This window comes from Candidatus Binatia bacterium (assembly GCA_026415395.1).
Classification (GTDB): Bacteria; Desulfobacterota; Binatia; order HRBIN30; family HRBIN30; genus HRBIN30.
The window spans coordinates 33,558-50,080 of record JAOAHD010000003.1; the positions used below are offsets into that span (position 1 = coordinate 33,558).

Annotated in this window: 14 protein-coding genes; 5 read left to right on the forward strand and 9 right to left on the reverse strand. The window is 57.5% G+C overall.

The features are described 5' to 3' along the window. Positions 1-50: 50 nt before the first annotated feature. A complete protein-coding gene (gene uvrB, locus N3C12_03055) occupies positions 51-2,060 on the reverse strand; it encodes an excinuclease ABC subunit UvrB (GenBank protein MCX8071420.1) in 2,010 nt (669 codons plus the stop codon). Between the two features lie 225 nt (positions 2,061-2,285). Here uvrB and N3C12_03060 point away from each other — a divergent pair, with 225 nt between their 5' ends. Continuing rightward, entirely contained in the window at positions 2,286-3,176 is an 891-nt protein-coding gene (locus N3C12_03060; protein ID MCX8071421.1) for a hypothetical protein, read from the forward strand. A 105-nt stretch (positions 3,177-3,281) separates the two neighbouring features. Here the strand turns inward: N3C12_03060 and serS are convergent, their stop codons facing one another. Then, complete coding sequence (serS, locus tag N3C12_03065) at positions 3,282-4,559, reverse strand: serine--tRNA ligase (protein MCX8071422.1); 1,278 nt, start codon at positions 4,557-4,559, stop codon at positions 3,282-3,284. A 60-nt stretch (positions 4,560-4,619) separates the two neighbouring features. Next, a complete protein-coding gene (locus tag N3C12_03070) occupies positions 4,620-4,991 on the reverse strand; it encodes a YraN family protein (GenBank protein MCX8071423.1) in 372 nt (123 codons plus the stop codon). 142 nt (positions 4,992-5,133) lie between these two features. On the opposite strand from N3C12_03070, the gene gatC reads away from it, so the two are divergent. The 3 genes from gatC to gatB are packed head-to-tail and all read left to right on the forward strand — an operon-like array spanning position 5,134 to position 8,379. Next, on the forward strand, positions 5,134-5,421 hold the full coding sequence (gene gatC / locus N3C12_03075) for an Asp-tRNA(Asn)/Glu-tRNA(Gln) amidotransferase subunit GatC (protein ID MCX8071424.1): 288 nt from the start codon (positions 5,134-5,136) through the stop codon (positions 5,419-5,421). Positions 5,422-5,466: 45 nt separating this feature from the next. After that, positions 5,467-6,927 (forward strand): Asp-tRNA(Asn)/Glu-tRNA(Gln) amidotransferase subunit GatA, encoded by a 1,461-nt coding sequence (gene gatA, locus N3C12_03080; GenBank protein MCX8071425.1) that lies wholly within the window; start codon positions 5,467-5,469, stop codon positions 6,925-6,927. Positions 6,928-6,933: 6 nt separating this feature from the next. Next, on the forward strand, positions 6,934-8,379 hold the full coding sequence (gene gatB, locus N3C12_03085; protein ID MCX8071426.1) for an Asp-tRNA(Asn)/Glu-tRNA(Gln) amidotransferase subunit GatB: 1,446 nt from the start codon (positions 6,934-6,936) through the stop codon (positions 8,377-8,379). Positions 8,380-8,543: 164 nt separating this feature from the next. Here gatB and N3C12_03090 read toward each other — a convergent pair whose 3' ends face one another. The 4 genes from N3C12_03090 to N3C12_03105 form a co-directional block, all read right to left on the reverse strand. Then, positions 8,544-9,212, reverse strand: coding sequence for a tetratricopeptide repeat protein (locus tag N3C12_03090; protein MCX8071427.1), 669 nt, complete (start codon positions 9,210-9,212; stop codon positions 8,544-8,546). 46 nt (positions 9,213-9,258) lie between these two features. Then, a complete protein-coding gene (locus N3C12_03095) occupies positions 9,259-9,780 on the reverse strand; it encodes a bifunctional nuclease family protein (protein MCX8071428.1) in 522 nt (173 codons plus the stop codon). Positions 9,781-9,840: 60 nt separating this feature from the next. Beyond that, positions 9,841-11,250 (reverse strand): VWA domain-containing protein, encoded by a 1,410-nt coding sequence (locus N3C12_03100; GenBank protein ID MCX8071429.1) that lies wholly within the window; start codon positions 11,248-11,250, stop codon positions 9,841-9,843. Between the two features lie 93 nt (positions 11,251-11,343). Further along, positions 11,344-12,324: a MoxR family ATPase gene (locus N3C12_03105; protein MCX8071430.1), complete on the reverse strand. Its 981-nt coding sequence runs from the start codon at positions 12,322-12,324 to the stop codon at positions 11,344-11,346. A 956-nt stretch (positions 12,325-13,280) separates the two neighbouring features. Here N3C12_03105 and N3C12_03110 point away from each other — a divergent pair. After that, a complete protein-coding gene (locus tag N3C12_03110) occupies positions 13,281-14,138 on the forward strand; it encodes a hypothetical protein (GenBank protein ID MCX8071431.1) in 858 nt (285 codons plus the stop codon). Here the strand turns inward: N3C12_03110 and N3C12_03115 are convergent. Together N3C12_03115 and N3C12_03120 are read right to left on the reverse strand one after the other, a co-directional pair. Next, positions 14,135-15,697, reverse strand: coding sequence for an ABC transporter substrate-binding protein (locus N3C12_03115; protein MCX8071432.1), 1,563 nt, complete (start codon positions 15,695-15,697; stop codon positions 14,135-14,137). The two genes, N3C12_03110 and N3C12_03115, sit on opposite strands and share 4 nt — an antisense overlap. 12 nt (positions 15,698-15,709) lie before the next feature. Continuing rightward, positions 15,710-16,504 carry an ABC transporter permease gene (locus N3C12_03120; protein MCX8071433.1) on the reverse strand — a complete coding sequence of 265 codons (795 nt, stop codon included), beginning with the start codon at positions 16,502-16,504 and terminating at the stop codon, positions 15,710-15,712. Positions 16,505-16,523: the final 19 nt, after the last annotated feature.

Below are 16,523 nucleotides of genomic sequence, written 5' to 3' on the forward strand. Positions count from 1 at the left end.
AGATTACGGTTCCTTAATCAATCGCCGCAGAGCAGCGGTGCACGGTACAATCACACGCTCCGCCAAGCAAGCTCTTGTTCCTCAAGCCGGCGAATTTCGTCCCGCAGCTGCGCCGCTCGTTCAAAATCGAGTTGACGGGCTGCCGCCTTCATCTCCTTGCGGAGTTGTTCAATATGTGCCGCAAGATCATCGACAGCCCGCCATTCACCGACGGGCTCAGCGATACGGTCAAGGTTGACATAATCGGCTTCTGTAACCGCAACCAGCGGCTCTGCGATGGCTTTTTCCACCGTCTTTGGAACGATCCCATGGACGCGATTGTAGTCCGCCTGCACTGCACGGCGGCGGTTTGTCTCATCAATGGCCCGGCGCATCGATTCAGTGATTTGGTCAGCGTACAGAATCACAGTTCCATTGGCGTTGCGGGCTGCCCGGCCGATCGTCTGAATAAGAGACCGCTCAGAGCGCAAGTATCCTTCTTTGTCGGCATCGAGGATGGCGACCAGAGATACTTCAGGAATGTCCAGCCCCTCCCGCAAGAGGTTAATACCCACGAGAACATCGAATTTGCCGCGCCGAAGGTCCCTGATGATCTCGACCCGTTCGATTGTTTCGATGTCAGAGTGCAAATAACGAACCCGGATGCCGAGCTCCTGGTAATAGTCGGTGAGGTCCTCCGCCATTTTTTTTGTCAAAGTGGTGACGAGCACACGCTCGTTCCTCTCGATTCGCTTGCGAATTTCCTCAAGCAGATCATCGACCTGCGTACTTGCTGGCCGCACTTGAACCTCTGGGTCCATCAGGCCTGTTGGCCGGATCAGCTGCTCGACGACCACCCCACCCGACTTTGCAATTTCGTAGTCCCCTGGTGTAGCCGAAACGTAGATTACCCAGGCTAAGTGATCTTCGAATTCCTGAAAGTTAAGGGGCCGGTTGTCGAGTGCCGAGGGCAGACGAAATCCATATTCGACAAGTGTCTCCTTGCGCGCGCGGTCCCCGCGGTACATGCCGCCGATTTGGGGGACGGTTACGTGGCTCTCGTCGATGAACAGTAACCAGTCCTCAGGAAAATAATCGAGCAGGGTAGGGGGCGGCTGTCCTGGGGCACGGCCTGTAAGATGACGAGAGTAGTTTTCGATTCCCGGGCAAAAGCCCATTTCGCGGAGCAACTCCAAATCGTAGCGGGTACGCTGCTCTAGCCGCTGGGCTTCAAGGAGTTTGCCTTGCTGCTTGAGCTCTGTAACTCTTTGCTCGAGCTCCTCTTGGATACTTACCAGCGCCGCCTCGAGTCGTTCTCTGTGTGTCACATAATGACTGGCGGGGTAGATGGCGATCTTATCGAGGCGGCGCAGAACAGTTCCCCGCAACGGATCGATTTCGCTGAGCTGCTCTACTGTGTCGCCAAAGAATTCCACGCGAATTGCATGGCTGTCTTCTGATACTGGAAAGATCTCAATGATGTCGCCGCGGACGCGAAAACTGCCTCGGTAGAAGTCGAACTCTGAGCGCTGGTACTGAATTTCGATCAGTTTGCGGATCACCTGGTCCCGGTCGGCAAACGCGCCACGCTCCAAGAAGAGGAGCATTTCGAAGTAGGCTTCCGGAGAGCCGAGCCCGTAAATGCAAGAAACACTGGCCACAATGAGCACGTCGTTGCGCTCAAGCAACGCCTTGGTGGCGGAGTGCCGCATCTTGTCGATTTCATCGTTGATGGACGCATCCTTCTCGATGTAGGTGTCTGTGCTCGGCACGTAGGCTTCGGGTTGGTAGTAGTCGTAATAGCTTACGAAATAGCGCACCGCGTTATCTGGGAAGAGCACTTTAAACTCGTTGTAGAGCTGGGCCGCCAGCGTTTTGTTCGGGGCAAGCACGAGCGTGGGTTTCTGCACGCGCGCAATTACGTGCGCCATGGTGAAGGTCTTACCAGAGCCCGTAACCCCGAGCAGGACTTGGTGCCGCCGACCGCTCTGGATGCCTGCAACCAGTTCCTCGATTGCTCGTGGCTGGTCGCCGCAGGGCTCAAAAGGTGCCACTAGATGAAAACGCCCCTCGCGCTGCATGACTCGAGGCATTCTTAGCGTGTGGAAGAAAGGAAGCGAAGTTTCTCGTGCGAGTTGCCCGTAGCTTCAGGACCTTCCTGATTCTTCAAATTGATAACCGCGGGTTCGAAGGTTCCTCTCGGAAGGGAGAGGCCTTCACGTCTTCGTTGCAGGGGAGGCACGTAACCTCGTGGCTCTCCGTTTGCACGGGGGAGAAAGGGAGACCTTTTCAAAAGGAGGTGGCCGATGAGGACGAAGACAAGCAGGATGGTCTTGATGTTTACCGGACTCTTATTGGCAACCGGTGTTGCAAGAGATACCTGGGCCAAGGGATTCGATGATTTAATAAGTCCCGTTTCCAACCCGACGCTCTTTGAAGACCCTCGAGTGACGACGGAGGTCCGGCCAATCTTTGTATACCATGAAATTAGCGACCAGTTTGTGAGCAGCGGTGGAAATGCGAAGGTCGCGGCTGTGCAACTGCGCGTGGCATTGACTGACAGGTTGGGATTCATCGCAACGAAGGATGGCTATGTGTGGTTAGAGCCGGATGCGGTACTTCCACGCAAAAACGGATGGGCGAACGTTGCACTTGGCTTTAAATACAACCTTCTCGACGAGGAAAGCCTGGGAGTCTTGGGAAGTGCTGGGATCCGATATGAGGCACCGTCAGGGGATAAGGATGTGTTTCAAGGTCGCGGCGACGGTCTGCTGAATCCGTTCTTAAGTGCCGGCTGGGTGTACGAGAACCTCCACTTGATCGCGTATACCGGCGGTCGCCTCCCCATTTCCGGCAATGACACCTCGTTCTGGGATACGTCGGTGCACGTAGACTATCGAATCGGCAAGTTCTACCCTCTGATTGAGGTCAACTGGGTGCATGGACTTGACGGTGGCCGCCGACTACCAATCGACCAAGAAGGTTTTGACTTCTTTAACCTTGGCGCGAAAAGAGCAAGTGGTCGTGGCGTGGTGACGCAAGCCTATGGATTTCGATATCGATTGATCGACGACGCAACCCTTGTGGGGCGCGTTGCCGGTGTTGACTTCGGGGCGGCGTACGAGACCCCTTTGACCGATCGCGAGGATCTGTTCGCCTGGCGCGTCACGACCGACCTGGTATTTTGGCTGCGCTAAGATGACAGGGTGGTCCGGGGCTGGGCCAGTTCGTACGGCACGGCCCCGGACCGCAAAATATTGCTCGGCGACCCTTGCTTCTGCTGTTTAAGAACTTGGCAGTGTTTACCCGACAGGAGGGTGAATTCGGTCTGCACCAACATACGGCTGCAGCACCTCTGGAATCAGCACGCTTCCATCCGGCTGCTGGTAAGTTTCCAAAAGAGCGATCATGATCCGGGGCAGTGCGAGTCCGCTACCGTTAAGTGTGTGGACAAACTCGGGCTTGTGCCCAGGTGCCCGTCGGAAGCGGATGTTGGCACGGCGGGCTTGGTAGTCCGTGCAATTGCTACAAGAACTCACTTCCAGCCACTCGTTACACCCGGGGGCCCACACCTCGAGATCGTACTTTTTTGCAGCAACAGCACCCAAGTCGCCCGTACAAATGAGCACTACACGGTACGCAAGGCCTAAACGCTTGGCGATGTCCTCCGCGTCCGCAACAATTTGTTCGAGCGCGGTCGGAGAGTCCTCCGGAGTGGTGATCTTATACATCTCTACCTTGTCGAATTGATGACCTCGTTTGATGCCCCGTACGTCTCGCCCGGCAGACATTTTCTCTCGGCGAAAGCACGCTGTGTATGCGACATAGGACAACGGAAGCCGAGTTCCGTCGAGAATCTCGTCACGGTGAAGGTTGGTCAGAGGAATTTCGGCCGTGCCGATGAGCCACAGGTCGTCTTCTGCGTCGTGATAGATGTTGTCGGCAAAGCGGGGGAGCTGGCCGGCGCCCACAAGGCACTCTCGTCGAACAAGGTAGGGAGGGTAGATCTCGAAATAGCCATGATCGCGGGTGTGCACGTCAAGCATCCACGTGATGAGCGCTCGTTGCAGTCGCGCCCCCCAGCCCTGGAGTACATAAAAGCGTGAACCTGAAATTTTCACCCCACGCTCAAAATCAATGATCCCTAACGCAGGCCCCAGCTCCCAGTGGGGCCTTGGTGTGAAGGAATACTGCGGCGGCTCTCCGCCAACACGGACAATCTGATTATCTCGCTCGTCTCGCCCTACCGGGACTGAGGGGTCGGGAATGTTCGGCAGCAGCAAAAGTTTCTCTTCAAGTTCTCGCTCAGCTTTCTCAAGTTCGGATTCTAGTTGCGCGAGTTCGCTACCCAGTGCTCGCACCTCTGCTTTGCGTAATTCCTGTTGCTCTGCAGAGAGCTTCGGAATCGCTCGGGAGAGCTCGCTACGCCGCGCGCGGAGGGCCTCGACTCGCTGTAACAGAGTGCGCCGGCGCGTGTCAGCACTGATCACGGCGTCCACATCTTCTGGCGGACAGCCAACCTTGGAAAGCTCTGTCTTGACCCAATCAGTTCGTTCGCGGATCAACCGGAGGTCAAGCATGGACCTGCGCTAGCATGGGCCCCCAGGCGGCTCAAGCAAAGGTTCCCAAGCGCTCACGGATCAGGCGTCTTCAAAAGCTCCGAGAATCAACTCGCATTGCGTATTTTCGCCAGTGCCGGTAACGATGACGAGGTCGAAGCGCGTCTCTGCAGGGGCAAGTTGTGTTCTTGCGAGGTAGGACCGTGCCGCACGAAGGAGACGGCGTTGCTTCCGCTGGTCGACAGCTTGTAGGGCGAGCTCCCTGCTGGTGTGCTTGCGCGTCTTGACTTCGACGAACACGAGTGTCCGGCCGTGCCATGCCACGACGTCAATCTCTCCACCCTGGCAGCGCACATTTGTTTCAATCACGCGGTAGCCCAACGACTTCAGATATTGCGCGGCGATTGCCTCACCAATTTCCCCGGTGGCAAGAGCACTCGGCTTGTGGCGCATGCTCTTTGTTACACCGTGGCAACCCGCCTGACTAGTGGGCGATGAGCGATAGGCGAAGCGACTCTGCATTGGCTCAAGGGCAAGAGGGTTCTACAGGGCGCATAAATTGAAGGGTCATGACGGCTGTGTTAACCGCCCCGCCATGACGTTGAACCACGAGGTTGTGCGGGCGATCGCGCACCTGGCGCGGTTGGAGCTAAGCGCTACCGAGGAACAAGAATACCTTGAGCAGCTTGAACACATCCTCGGTTACTTCAAGAGCCTGGATGAGGTTGACACGACGGGTGTGGAGCCGGCCACCGAGATGGTCAACCCTGGCGATGTTCTACGGGAGGACGTCGCTGTGAACCCACCTGCGGAGGATGAATTTCTCGCGAATGCACCCGCGCGACACGGGCGGTTCTTCCGGGTACCGAAAATCATCGATTAGGAACGTGCAGCGTGTCCATCCCTGTGCTTCAAGTGACTGAACGGTATGTCTGACCTTGTTTGGCTATCTCTCGCGGAAGTGTTGCGGCTTCTCGACGCGAGAGAGATCAGTTCCGTTGAGTTGACCAAGAGTATCCTTGCGCACATTGATGCAGTGGAGCCGAAGATTCGCGCATTTCTCACGGTCACGCCAGAAGCCGCATTGGCGGGCGCCGAGGAGGCTGACAGGCGGCGCGCAACCGGCGAACGAGGCGGCTTGCTCGGCGTGCCGATCGCTGTGAAGGATGTGATTCTTACAAAAGGGGTGCGAACCACAGCGGGTTCGAGAATTTTGGAAAACTTTGTCCCTCCGTACGATGCCACGGTGATTACACGCTTGCGTCAAGCTGGGGTTGTCTTTCTCGGCAAACTCAACTGCGACGAATTTGCGATGGGATCGTCCACGGAGAATTCCGCATTCGGCCCGACGTACAATCCATGGAGCACGGATCGTGTCCCGGGAGGCTCCTCGGGGGGCTCCGCTGCTGCGGTTGCCGCTGGGCAGTGTTACGCGGCCTTGGGAACGGATACTGGTGGTTCGATTCGTCAACCAGCGGCATGCTGTGGGATCGTCGGTGTGAAGCCAAGTTACGGCCGTGTGAGTCGGTACGGTTTGATCGCATACGCGTCCTCGTTCGATCAAATCGGGCCCATGGCCAGAACCGTCGAAGATTGTGCCCTTTTGTTGGAAGTGATTGCTGGCCGCGATGAGCGCGACGCAACTTCGACGGCACATCCGGTGCCACGTTATTCGCGGTCGCTCGCATGCTCGCTTCGCGAGATCCGATTGGCGGTCCCTCGCGAGTGTTTTGGTGATGGCGTGCAGCCCGAAGTAAGGGATGCGGTGGAATCTGCGATCCGGTGGTACCAGGAGCAGGGAGCCACCGTGACAGAGACGTCGCTCCCGCACACTCGGTACGCGGTTCCTACTTACTATTTAGTTGCCACAGCAGAGGCGAGCTCCAATCTGGCGCGGTACGATGGGGTTCGTTTTGGATTCCGTGCCGGGGAGGAAGGAGGGCTATTGAGCATGTATAGCCGGACCAGGGCTCTGGGATTCGGTGCCGAGGTTAAGCGGCGAATCATGCTTGGGACGTACGCCCTCTCCGCTGGATATTACGACGCGTATTACCTCAAAGCATTAAAGGTCCGCACCCTGGTTCGCCGCGATTTCGAGGCCGCGTTTGAGAAGGCCCACATCGTGATACTGCCGACAGCGCCGACGACTGCATTCCGGTTAGGAGAAAAAACGGGCGATCCTTTGCAGATGTATCTCTCTGATATTTTTACGATTGCCGCCAATCTCGCGGGCCTGCCTGCGCTCTCACTCCCTTGCGGGTTCGACCGGCAGGACTTGCCGATTGGCCTGCAATTGATTGCCCGGCCTTTTTGTGAAGCGCAGCTTTTGGCGGTGGCGCATGCTTACGAGCGAGCGCATCCGTGGGTGGCTCGGCACCCGTCGTTGTGAGGAATTATGGAATACGAGGCGGTGATAGGGCTTGAGGTGCACGCGGAGTTGCTAACAGCCTCCAAAATGTTCTGTGGGTGCTCCGCGAAATTTGGGGCGCCTCCCAACGAAAATACCTGTCCAGTGTGCTTGGGCTTGCCAGGGTCGTTGCCCGTCTTAAACCGCCGCGCTGTCGAGTTCGCAATTCGGGCGGGCCTGGCGACGAACTGCAAGATTCAGTTGTTTAGCCGCTGGGCAAGAAAAAACTACTTCTACCCAGACCTGCCGAAGGGCTACCAGATTAGCCAATATGAGTTGCCGATTTGTGTTGCGGGTTGGATTCCCATCGATACCGCACAAGGAGAGAAGCGCATCCGCTTGGCTCGCATCCATATGGAGGAGGATACCGGAAAAAATATCCATGATGCGTATAGCGAGGCGAGCTTAGTTGACTTTAATCGCTCCGGAGTTCCACTGCTGGAGATCGTGTCGGAACCCGACATGCGTTCTCCTCAAGAGGCTGGGGCTTACCTGCGGAAACTTCGGCAACTCCTTCAGTACCTAGAGATCTGTGACGGTAACATGGAGGAGGGGAGCTTCCGGTGCGATGCCAACGTTTCTGTGCGGCCTAAGGGCGTGGAAACGCTAGGCACTAAAGTCGAAATTAAAAATATGAACTCTTTCAGGCACGTGGAGCGCGCGATTGAATTTGAGTTCAGTCGCCAGGTTCGAGCCTTAAATGACGGCGAGCCCATCGTTCAAGAAACGCGGTTGTGGGATCCAGATCGGGAAGTAACGCGCCCCATGCGCTCCAAGGAATATGCTCATGATTATCGGTATTTCCCCGAGCCGGACTTGCCGCCCGTTCGGCTGGACGCCGCGTGGGTAGAAAGTATTCGGGCCAGTTTGCCGGAGCTGCCGGATGCGCGTCGAGTTCGGTTTGTCGAGAGCTACAACTTGCCGATCTATGATGCCGAGGTTTTGACCTCTCGTCGTGACTTGGCAGAATACTTTGAGGCAGTCGTCGCTTCGGGGGCACCGCCGAAGGCAGCGAGCAACTGGATCATGGGGGAGCTCCTGCGTGTGATCCGGGAGCAAGGCCTCGATCGCGATCTACGAATTCAGCGTTGGCCCGTATCACCCGAGCACCTGGCCGAACTCATCCACCTGATCGACAGGGGCGAAATTAGTGGGAAAATCGCTAAGACGGTCTTCGAGCGCATGCTGACGAGCAACCGCACGCCCCGTGACATCGTGCAGAGAGAGGGCTTGGTCCAGATCACCGATGATGAGGCGCTTCGGAGCGAGATCCGCAGTCTGCTCTCTGAACATCCCGACAAGGTCGCGCAGTATCGGGCTGGGAAAGAGAAGCTCTTCGGCTTCTTTGTGGGTCAACTCATGAAGCGGACCGAGGGGCGAGCAAACCCACAAAAGGTCAATGAGATCCTGCGGGAGTTGCTCCAAGAAAACTGACGAGTGGCCAGTACGACAGTTAGTTAGGGCGCGCGGTTAATGTAGAGGTTGAGGAAAATTGAAATTGGTGGCAAGTGTCCGATAATATGCCTTATGGGACTATTTGCTCCTTCTGGCCCGGTGGGCACACTCTTACGATTGTCCTGCTACTGCAATCCTTTGCCCTAGTGGGCGTTCCCGCTGGCTAGGAGCGCAGTGGCCCACTGTGCTTCTGGCGCGCTCCCGTGGTCTTTCTTGAGCCGCTCAATGAGCTCGCCAGCCTTTCCGGTGTTGCCAGCCCGGAGGTGTAGGCGTGCTGATTCGTAGAGAGCCGTTGCCGCGTAAGGACCGGCGAGTTTGGCTGCTCGCTCCGCCACAGCGGCGGCTTCCGGGTAATTGCCGGCATGCTCCAGCGTGAACGAACGAGTTAGGAGAAGTTGCTGTTCGAGGTACGGCGATGGCTCAGAGATTTTGTCGGCAGTTCCGAGACGAGCACTAGCCCGTTCGTGCTGTTGCGCATGGAGATCTGCGGCGCTTGCAAGAAGCACGGCAATCCGGCCGGCCGGAGTGTTTGGCCATTCGGTCGCTACGCGGGTAAACGTATCGGCAGCGCGATCCCACTCGTTGGAGCGAAATGCAACGAGGCCTTGTGCAAGCAGCTCGTTGGCCCGGCGCAAATTGGCGCTGCGGTAGCCGTTGTAAATTCCGATGACCAAGAGCAGCCCAGCAACGAGCGCGGCCACTTGGACAAGTGTTCGCCGGTGAGTCTGCGACCAAGCAAGGACCCGCTGGCCAACGTGGACGAACTCGTCTGGCTGCTTAAGGTCCTTCCTGCGAATACGGGTCTTTGCCATACGGGACGACGACAGGGAACTACAAGCGATCGAGATCAGGAAAAGTTCACATCTTGTATTTGAAGTCTTCGGGATTCAGTTTCTCCAGGATATCTGCCCACTGGTCTCGAGAAACGTTGGAAATGTCGGTCGTGGCGGCCTCCTCTTGGCTTTCCTGCAAGATACTCGATCGCTCTAAGACATGCTTTTGCACGTAGATCGGGCTCTTTGTTCGCAGGGCCAAAGAAATGGCGTCACTAGGCCGTGCATCGATTTGCAAGACCTCGTCGCCGACTCGCAAATGAATCGTTGCGAAATAGGTATTGTCTCGAAGGTCGCTGATTTCGACCGCCTTGACCTCGACCCCGAGCTCGGACAGGATGTTGCGCAGCAAGTCGTGTGTCATCGGCCGCGCGACCTTCACACCTTCAAGTTCTGTTGCCATGGCTGTGGCCTCTAGCAGGCCAATCCAAATCGGCAGGTTGAGTTTGTTCTCCCGATCTTTGAGAATGACGATTGGGCTCTTCGTTACGGGATCAAGCGTGAGCCCACCGACGACCATTTCAATCGCGTTCTCTAAAAGTGCCATGGCTCTAACTCACTCACGCCCATTCTGTGCAAAAACTGCTGGCCTGGTCAATGCCTGTGACTAGTGAACGATCCGATCGATCACGCGGTAGAGCTGATTCAGGTTTCGACATTCTTCCACAATATCGCAGTACACTAGGTAGCGATCCATCTCACTATCTCCAAAGCCCCACGTGAGGCGATTTTCGGGATTGAGCCAGATGAGTTGCTTGGCACGGTGCCGGATATCTCTCAGTGTCCACTCGTGGGGCAAATTATAGTTGTTACGGGCGTCCCCGAGAATGATGACTGTAGTTTTCTTGTTAACCGCCGATAAGAAGTCCCGGTGAAAAATGCGAAACGCCCGCCCAAAATCAGAGTGGGCAAAAACGTTAATCACTTGCCCACTGAGCGCCTGCTCGATAGCTGTGTGGATGTCTTGCTCCTCGAACAACCGAGTGACCTCCCCTAGTTCACTGACAAACACGAAGCTACGCACGCGAGAGTACAGGTCTTGCAACGTGTACACGAACTGCAGCATGAAGCGGGAGACGTTACGAACAGAGTCCGACACGTCACACAGGACCATAATCTGGGGTTTGTCTTTGACACGCCGGTCAAACTGAATACGGAACGGCACCCCGCCGTACTGCAGGTTTTTCCGCAGCGTATCCTTGATGTCGAAACGGCCCCGTTTTGCGCGCTTTCGCTTGACTGCGATCACGTTCTTCAGACGCTCCGCCAGTTTTGTCACGGCTTCCTTCATCTGGCGGATCTCTTCCTCGGTCAGGTAATAGAAGCTCTTCTCCCCCAAACGATCCAACCGCTCGGTCTCACGCAACGAGGGCTCTTTTTTCTCCAGTTCCTGGCGCACGACTCGCTTGATCGCCTGCGTGAGGTGCTGCAGGCGCAGATCGATCAGCCTTTGAAGCTGCTCGAGTTGCGCTGGCGCGAGGGAAGCAGTTGCTAGCTGGCGCTTCAGTTCCTCCAGCTCAGCAGCAATACCAGACAGTCCCACCGCTTGCGCTAACATGTGCGCGTAGCGCCCTTCTTGAAACGGACGCTCGATTGCTTGCAAGCCAATTTGTTGCGCGGCCTGGCGCAAGAGTTGGTCGAGTCGACCGTGATTCGCCTGCAGCAATTCTCGAGTGAGCTCAGACAGCGACAGCCCGAGCTGTTCGACGTGATCGGCAAGAAGTTCCAGAAGGTTTTGTAGCTCCGCGGCTTCCAGCCCAAGGGCACTCTCGGTCGCTGCCAGTTGCTGTGCAAGCTCGCGGGCGATTCCATGGAAGTACAAGTCGAAGAGCGCATCAAACGTGCCATCGTCCACGTGACGTTTCACGAGGGTAGCCCGTAACGTTTCCCGGAAGTCCGTTGGGTTTGCCAAACCCACCGCTGCCACAGCGCGGAGGCTGTCTAGGTCTTCCGCCATCGATACACGGACGCCGTTGCGCCTTAACAGCTCGACGAAGCCAAGGATTTTGCCTTCCATAAGCAGAATTTGCGTCGCTGCGCCTCTCGGAAGACGGAAGCGCGCGATTTCGATGATCTAGTCATCCGTTGGAGGGGCCGCCGGGGCGCGTGCTCAATGAAGCAGGTCCTTGTCGGCGTCGGGCCCTCTGGCAGCACGCTCCGCTTGACGGCGAGCAAGGTAGTCTTTGAGTTCTTCTTGCGCCTTGCGAATGTCCCCCTCGTATTTGAGGATTGCGTTAAGAGTATCTTGGACGAGTCGCTCTTCTAGGGTGTCAGCATTCAGCAGCACTAACGCCCGGGCCCAGTCAAGAGTCTCGCTGATGCTCGGCACCTTCTTCAGATCGAGCTGTCGCACCCGTTGCACAAAGTGGACGAGCTCCTCTGCCAACCTGGGGGGAATCTCTGGAACCTTCAGTCGAACAATTTCGAGTTCTTGGGATGCAGAGGGGAAGTCAATGTACAGGTGCAAACAGCGCCGTTTGAGCGCGTCCGACATTTCCCGCGCGTTGTTGCTCGTCAACACAACCAGCGGGATATGGCGTGCCGTGAGGGTACCTAGTTCGGGGACGCTAACTTGAAAATCACTCAGCACCTCTAACAAGAAAGCCTCGAACTCGGGGTCCGCTTTGTCGATCTCGTCGACAAGCAGCACCGTTGGTTGCTCGGCGGTAATTGCGCGTAAGAGCGGCCGCGGCAGGATGAAGCGGTCCGAGAAGAATACATCGTCTTCACGAGCGATCCGTTCGACGGCCTCCCTCAGTGACTTGGCACCCCCGATAACCTCGTTGATCTTGTCCTTCAAAATTTGCGTGTAAAGTAGTTGCTTGGCGTACTCCCATTCGTACAACGCCTTCGCCTCATCTAAACCCTCGTAGCACTGTAGGCGAATCAAGGCGCAATCGAGGCTGGCAGCGAGTACTTTGGCCAGTTCGGTCTTCCCTACCCCGGCCGGACCCTCGACAAGGATCGGTTTGCGTAGGCAAGACGCGAGGTAAATGACTGTGGCAATTCGCCGGCTGCAGATGTACTTATGGGCAGCAAAACGTTCGATGACCTCGTCGATTGAGCGGAACGATTGCGCGGATGTTGACATACGCGGTAGCTAACACAGCGACTAGCCCCACTCAATCGAACCCTCAGCCTCACTCTGCACCCAAGCATAACGAGATTGGATTGCCGGCGAACAAGCGAAAAAACTATAGTGTTGGTTTGTGTGTACCTTGGCCGCGTTTGTTGCTTGCCACCCCGAGATTCCGCTCGTAATTGGCGCGAATCGGGACGAATTTTTCGCGCGACCGACCACTGGGCCGACTTGGTGGGCGGAGCCACGCCGCGTAGTTGCGGGAGTAGACCTGCAAGCCGGTGGAACCTGGTTGGGCGCTAACGAACATGGTGTGGTCGCAGCGGTACTCAATCGTCGAGGAGCACTTCCTCCTGATCGGACGCGCCGCTCCCGTGGAAGCCTTGTTGTCGATGTTTTGATGCACGAGACGGCTGCTCAAGCGGTTACCACCGCGACTGCATTGCCGCCGGACGAATTTAACCTATGTACGCTCCTAATTGCGGATCGGCGCGTTGCGGTGCTGCTTGCCAATCAATCCGGAGCTTGGCGCAGGCGGGACTTGGAGCCAGGTTTGCACGTGGTAACCAACCGAGAGAGTGACTTGCTGGAGTGTCCCCGGCACGAGCGCACCGTGAAGCTACTTACGCCGGTGGTACCTCTTTTACGGAAGCGGGCGATGGACCAGGTGCTAAAGGAGATTCAGTCAGCGCTGGCAGACCATGGCGGTGGATCCACGGCAGTGGGAGACCCCCTATCGGTTCCTTGCGTGCACACGGAAGCATACGGCACCCGTTCCTCTTCTGTGCTCGTGATGGAGATGGTGCAGGTGCGTTTCTTCCACGCGGCGGGCCCACCCTGTCAAAATGAATTTCACGAGCTGCTCCCCCTCCCCCTGCGACGTCGGTCCTAGACTTTCCGCTCGTTCGTGGTAGGCTTGCGGCTCTACGATGGTCTCGACCTGCTCGGGAGCACAAAGGTGGGCGGTTTTGGCGGTCTTATGTGCGGTGACGGCAGGTTGCGCCATCCTTCCGCGGTCAGGCCCGAAATTGGAGGCGAAGGAAGGGGCCAGTGGGGTAGCGCAAAGTGTCGAGCTCGGAGCGGCAGACGCTGGCGGTCAGATTGCAGAGTTGGAAAGCCGATTACGCGAACGTGAGGCGGAGCTGTTAGCCGTCCGTGCCGAGCTGGAAGCGCTGCGACGACAGCAGGGAACTGTCCTGGTGAAACCGAATCTCACACCTCGCGGAGGTGACGAGGCCGGGCGTCCGGAGGAAACAACGTCTGGTACTCAGGCTGAGAGTGAGCTGGCGCAGGCGCTGGCGCGGGAGCGCGCTGAGCGGTTGGCTTTGATGGAAGAATTAGAACGCCTCCGGCAGGAGGTGAGTTCGCCATTTGGCGAGAATTACGTTGCAGAGCGAGATTACCTCGCACTGAAACAAGAGTTGATCGAGCTGCGTCGGTCGCTGCAGGAACAGGAGCAGCAGCGCAATCTAACGGCGAAAATCTCCGGCTCGGCAGAAGCAGAAGACCGCAAGGGCCCCTCTGAGCCGCACCCTCCGACAGAAGGTGAGCACATCCGCATTACCGCGGAAACTCAACAGGAGCTAGCGGAGAGCCGCCGGCGCATTGCCGAACTCGAGGCTGCGCTGCAGTCGGCTAAGAAAGAGGGAGATCAGGCAGCGGCACTCGCCACCGAGAATGAATCGTTGCGCTCCCAACTGGCGGAGGAACGCAGACGAGCCGAGGCACTGGAGGCCAAGCTCAAGGTCGCGGCACGAGTAACGGACCTGATCTTCCGTATGCAAACGCAGCAGCGGGGGGGAGGTGGGGGCCCGCCGTCGCCTTAGTGCGGTGCGTTTTGGTTGGCTAACTCCAGAAATTGCAGCCGAGGCGGCCGCCAAGGATGGAGGCGAAAATGCCGAACTCGAGGGCTCACCATCACGAAAGCTCGCGGGTGGTAGAGGAACACCCACGGTGCGTCAGCGACAACGATGTGCTCGACCTGGCGGAAGAGTTCTAAGCGAAGCTCGGAAGACGTGACAGAGGCTGCACGGTCTAGCAGCTCGTCCACTTGGCGGTTCGAGTAATAGGTGTGGTTATTCGCGCTGATCTGGCGGGAGTGGAAAAGAACCTCGAGAAAATTGCTCGGATCGGGGAAATCCGCTTCCCACCCAAGGAGGAACATCTGAACTCGAGGATCGTGCCGGACAGCTTCCAAGAATGGCCCCCAAGCCAGTGGCTTGAGGCGAATATCGATCCCAACGGCTGCCCAATCCTGCTGGAGTGACTGCGCAATCCTCATGGCCGTTTCATCGTTGCGCAGCCATAGGGTGGCCTGGAAGCCTTGCCCCCAACCGGCTTCGCGAAGAAGTTGCCGGGCGCGGTCGCGGTCGAGTGGATACGGCGTCGGCCCGGCAGGAAATCCAGGCATTGTGGGGGGAATGACCCCTCGTGCCGGAGCGGCACGCTGGTGTAGCAACGCGACGAGCTTCCCGTGGTCGACAGCAAAGTTCATCGCTTTCCGAACTCGGACGTCACTGAACGGAGCCAGCCGGCAGTTCATGCCAACGTACTGAGTCCGAAGCGTGTCGCCGCTTCTCAACAGAGGCAGGAGCCGAGGGTCGCGGAGAACCAAAGGGGTTTCAGCCGGAGGCAGAGAGACGACGTCGAGCTGGCCTGAGCGATACCTCATCCAAGCGAGGTCGTCTTGGACGCCCACAAAGCGCACAATACCCTGTAACCGCGGCTTCCTCTGCTTGTCGTAAAACGGGTTCGGTAAAAATACGAGGCGTTGGCCAGGCACACGCTCCGCTAAGTAGAATGGTCCGCTGCCAACTGGGTTCAACGGGAAGTCCTCGCCGCGCTGCAGGACGACCGAACGCGGCACCGCGGAAGCAAACGGAAGAGCCATCTTGTGGAGGAAGAGCGGGTCTGGATGGATAAGGTTGATTTCCAACACACGATCGTCCTGAACCGTAAGGCCAGAAATGCTGCACCCAGGCGCGTTGCACGAGTCAGCGCCGCGAATCGACCGGAAAAACTCCCGCCCGGGAGACCCTGTTTGCAGAGCGAGTACACGAGTGAGCTGAAAACGCACATCTTCTGCGGTTACGGGGTGCCCATCGGAAAAGGTCGCGTCGTCGCGAAGGCGAAAGACGTAGCGCGTCCCGCTCTCGTCCACGATCCATTCGCGAGCCAGTTCCGGCTCAAATTCGCCTCTGTCGTTATAATCCACGAGGGTTTCGAAAATGAGGTCTTCGAACTGCCAAGAAGATGTGTCGTATCCGTGCGCTGGATCCAGAGTCGGAACGTCGTCTCGATCAGCAATCCGAAGGAACCCAGCGTAGCGGTCGTGGTGACCCCCGCAGGAGCTGAGCAGGAGGACTAAGATGAGAAGGTTCCGCATCGGAAAGAGCCATCAGCTTGGCCGTCGCTTCAAACCTAGGGCAACGAGCTGGAGGGCAGCCACCGTGTACGTGAGCAGTAAACCCGGGAACAGCATCAGCCACGGAGCCACGCGATAGTACGCCTGGCTTTCACTCAGCATGCGCCCCCAGCTAGGCGCTGGAGGTGGAACGCCCAGACCAATGAAACTGAGCCCTGCGTCGATCAACAAGGCGTGACTAGCGGTGAGCGCTCCCAGGGTGATTAGCGTTGGTAACGTAAGCGGGAGAATATGCCGGCGGAGTGTGGCTACGTGGCCGGCCCCTAATGCGATAGCGGCCTGCACATGATCCGAGCGAGCGATGGATAGAACCTCGGCACGGATTGTTCGCGCCGTTGTCGTCCAGCCGACGGCGACGATCACGAGAATCAAGACCGTGGTGCTGGGTTCGAACAAGGCGGCTACCGCGATCGCAAGGAGTAGGACTGGGAACGATAGCACCACATCGGTACAGCGCATGAGCAGGTGATCGAGAAACCCACCCGAGTAGCCGGCAAGCAAGCCAACAAGAGCACCAATCGAGATACTGGCAAGGCTCGCCGCCGTTGCGACTGCAAGCGAAAGCCTCGCTCCATGAAGGAGCCTGCTGCAGACGTCTCGACCTAGCTCATCCGTGCCACATGGAAAGCTCCGTTGCGGGGGCCACGGTTGTCCGAAAGAAGGCGCCGTAGGTTGCACAGGATCACGCAGCGGCAACACGGGTGCCAGGGCAGCAAGGGCGGCAAGCAGCATGAGCATGCCGAAGCCAAGTTTGGCGCTCTTTGTCACCTCCTCTCCTCCACGCACT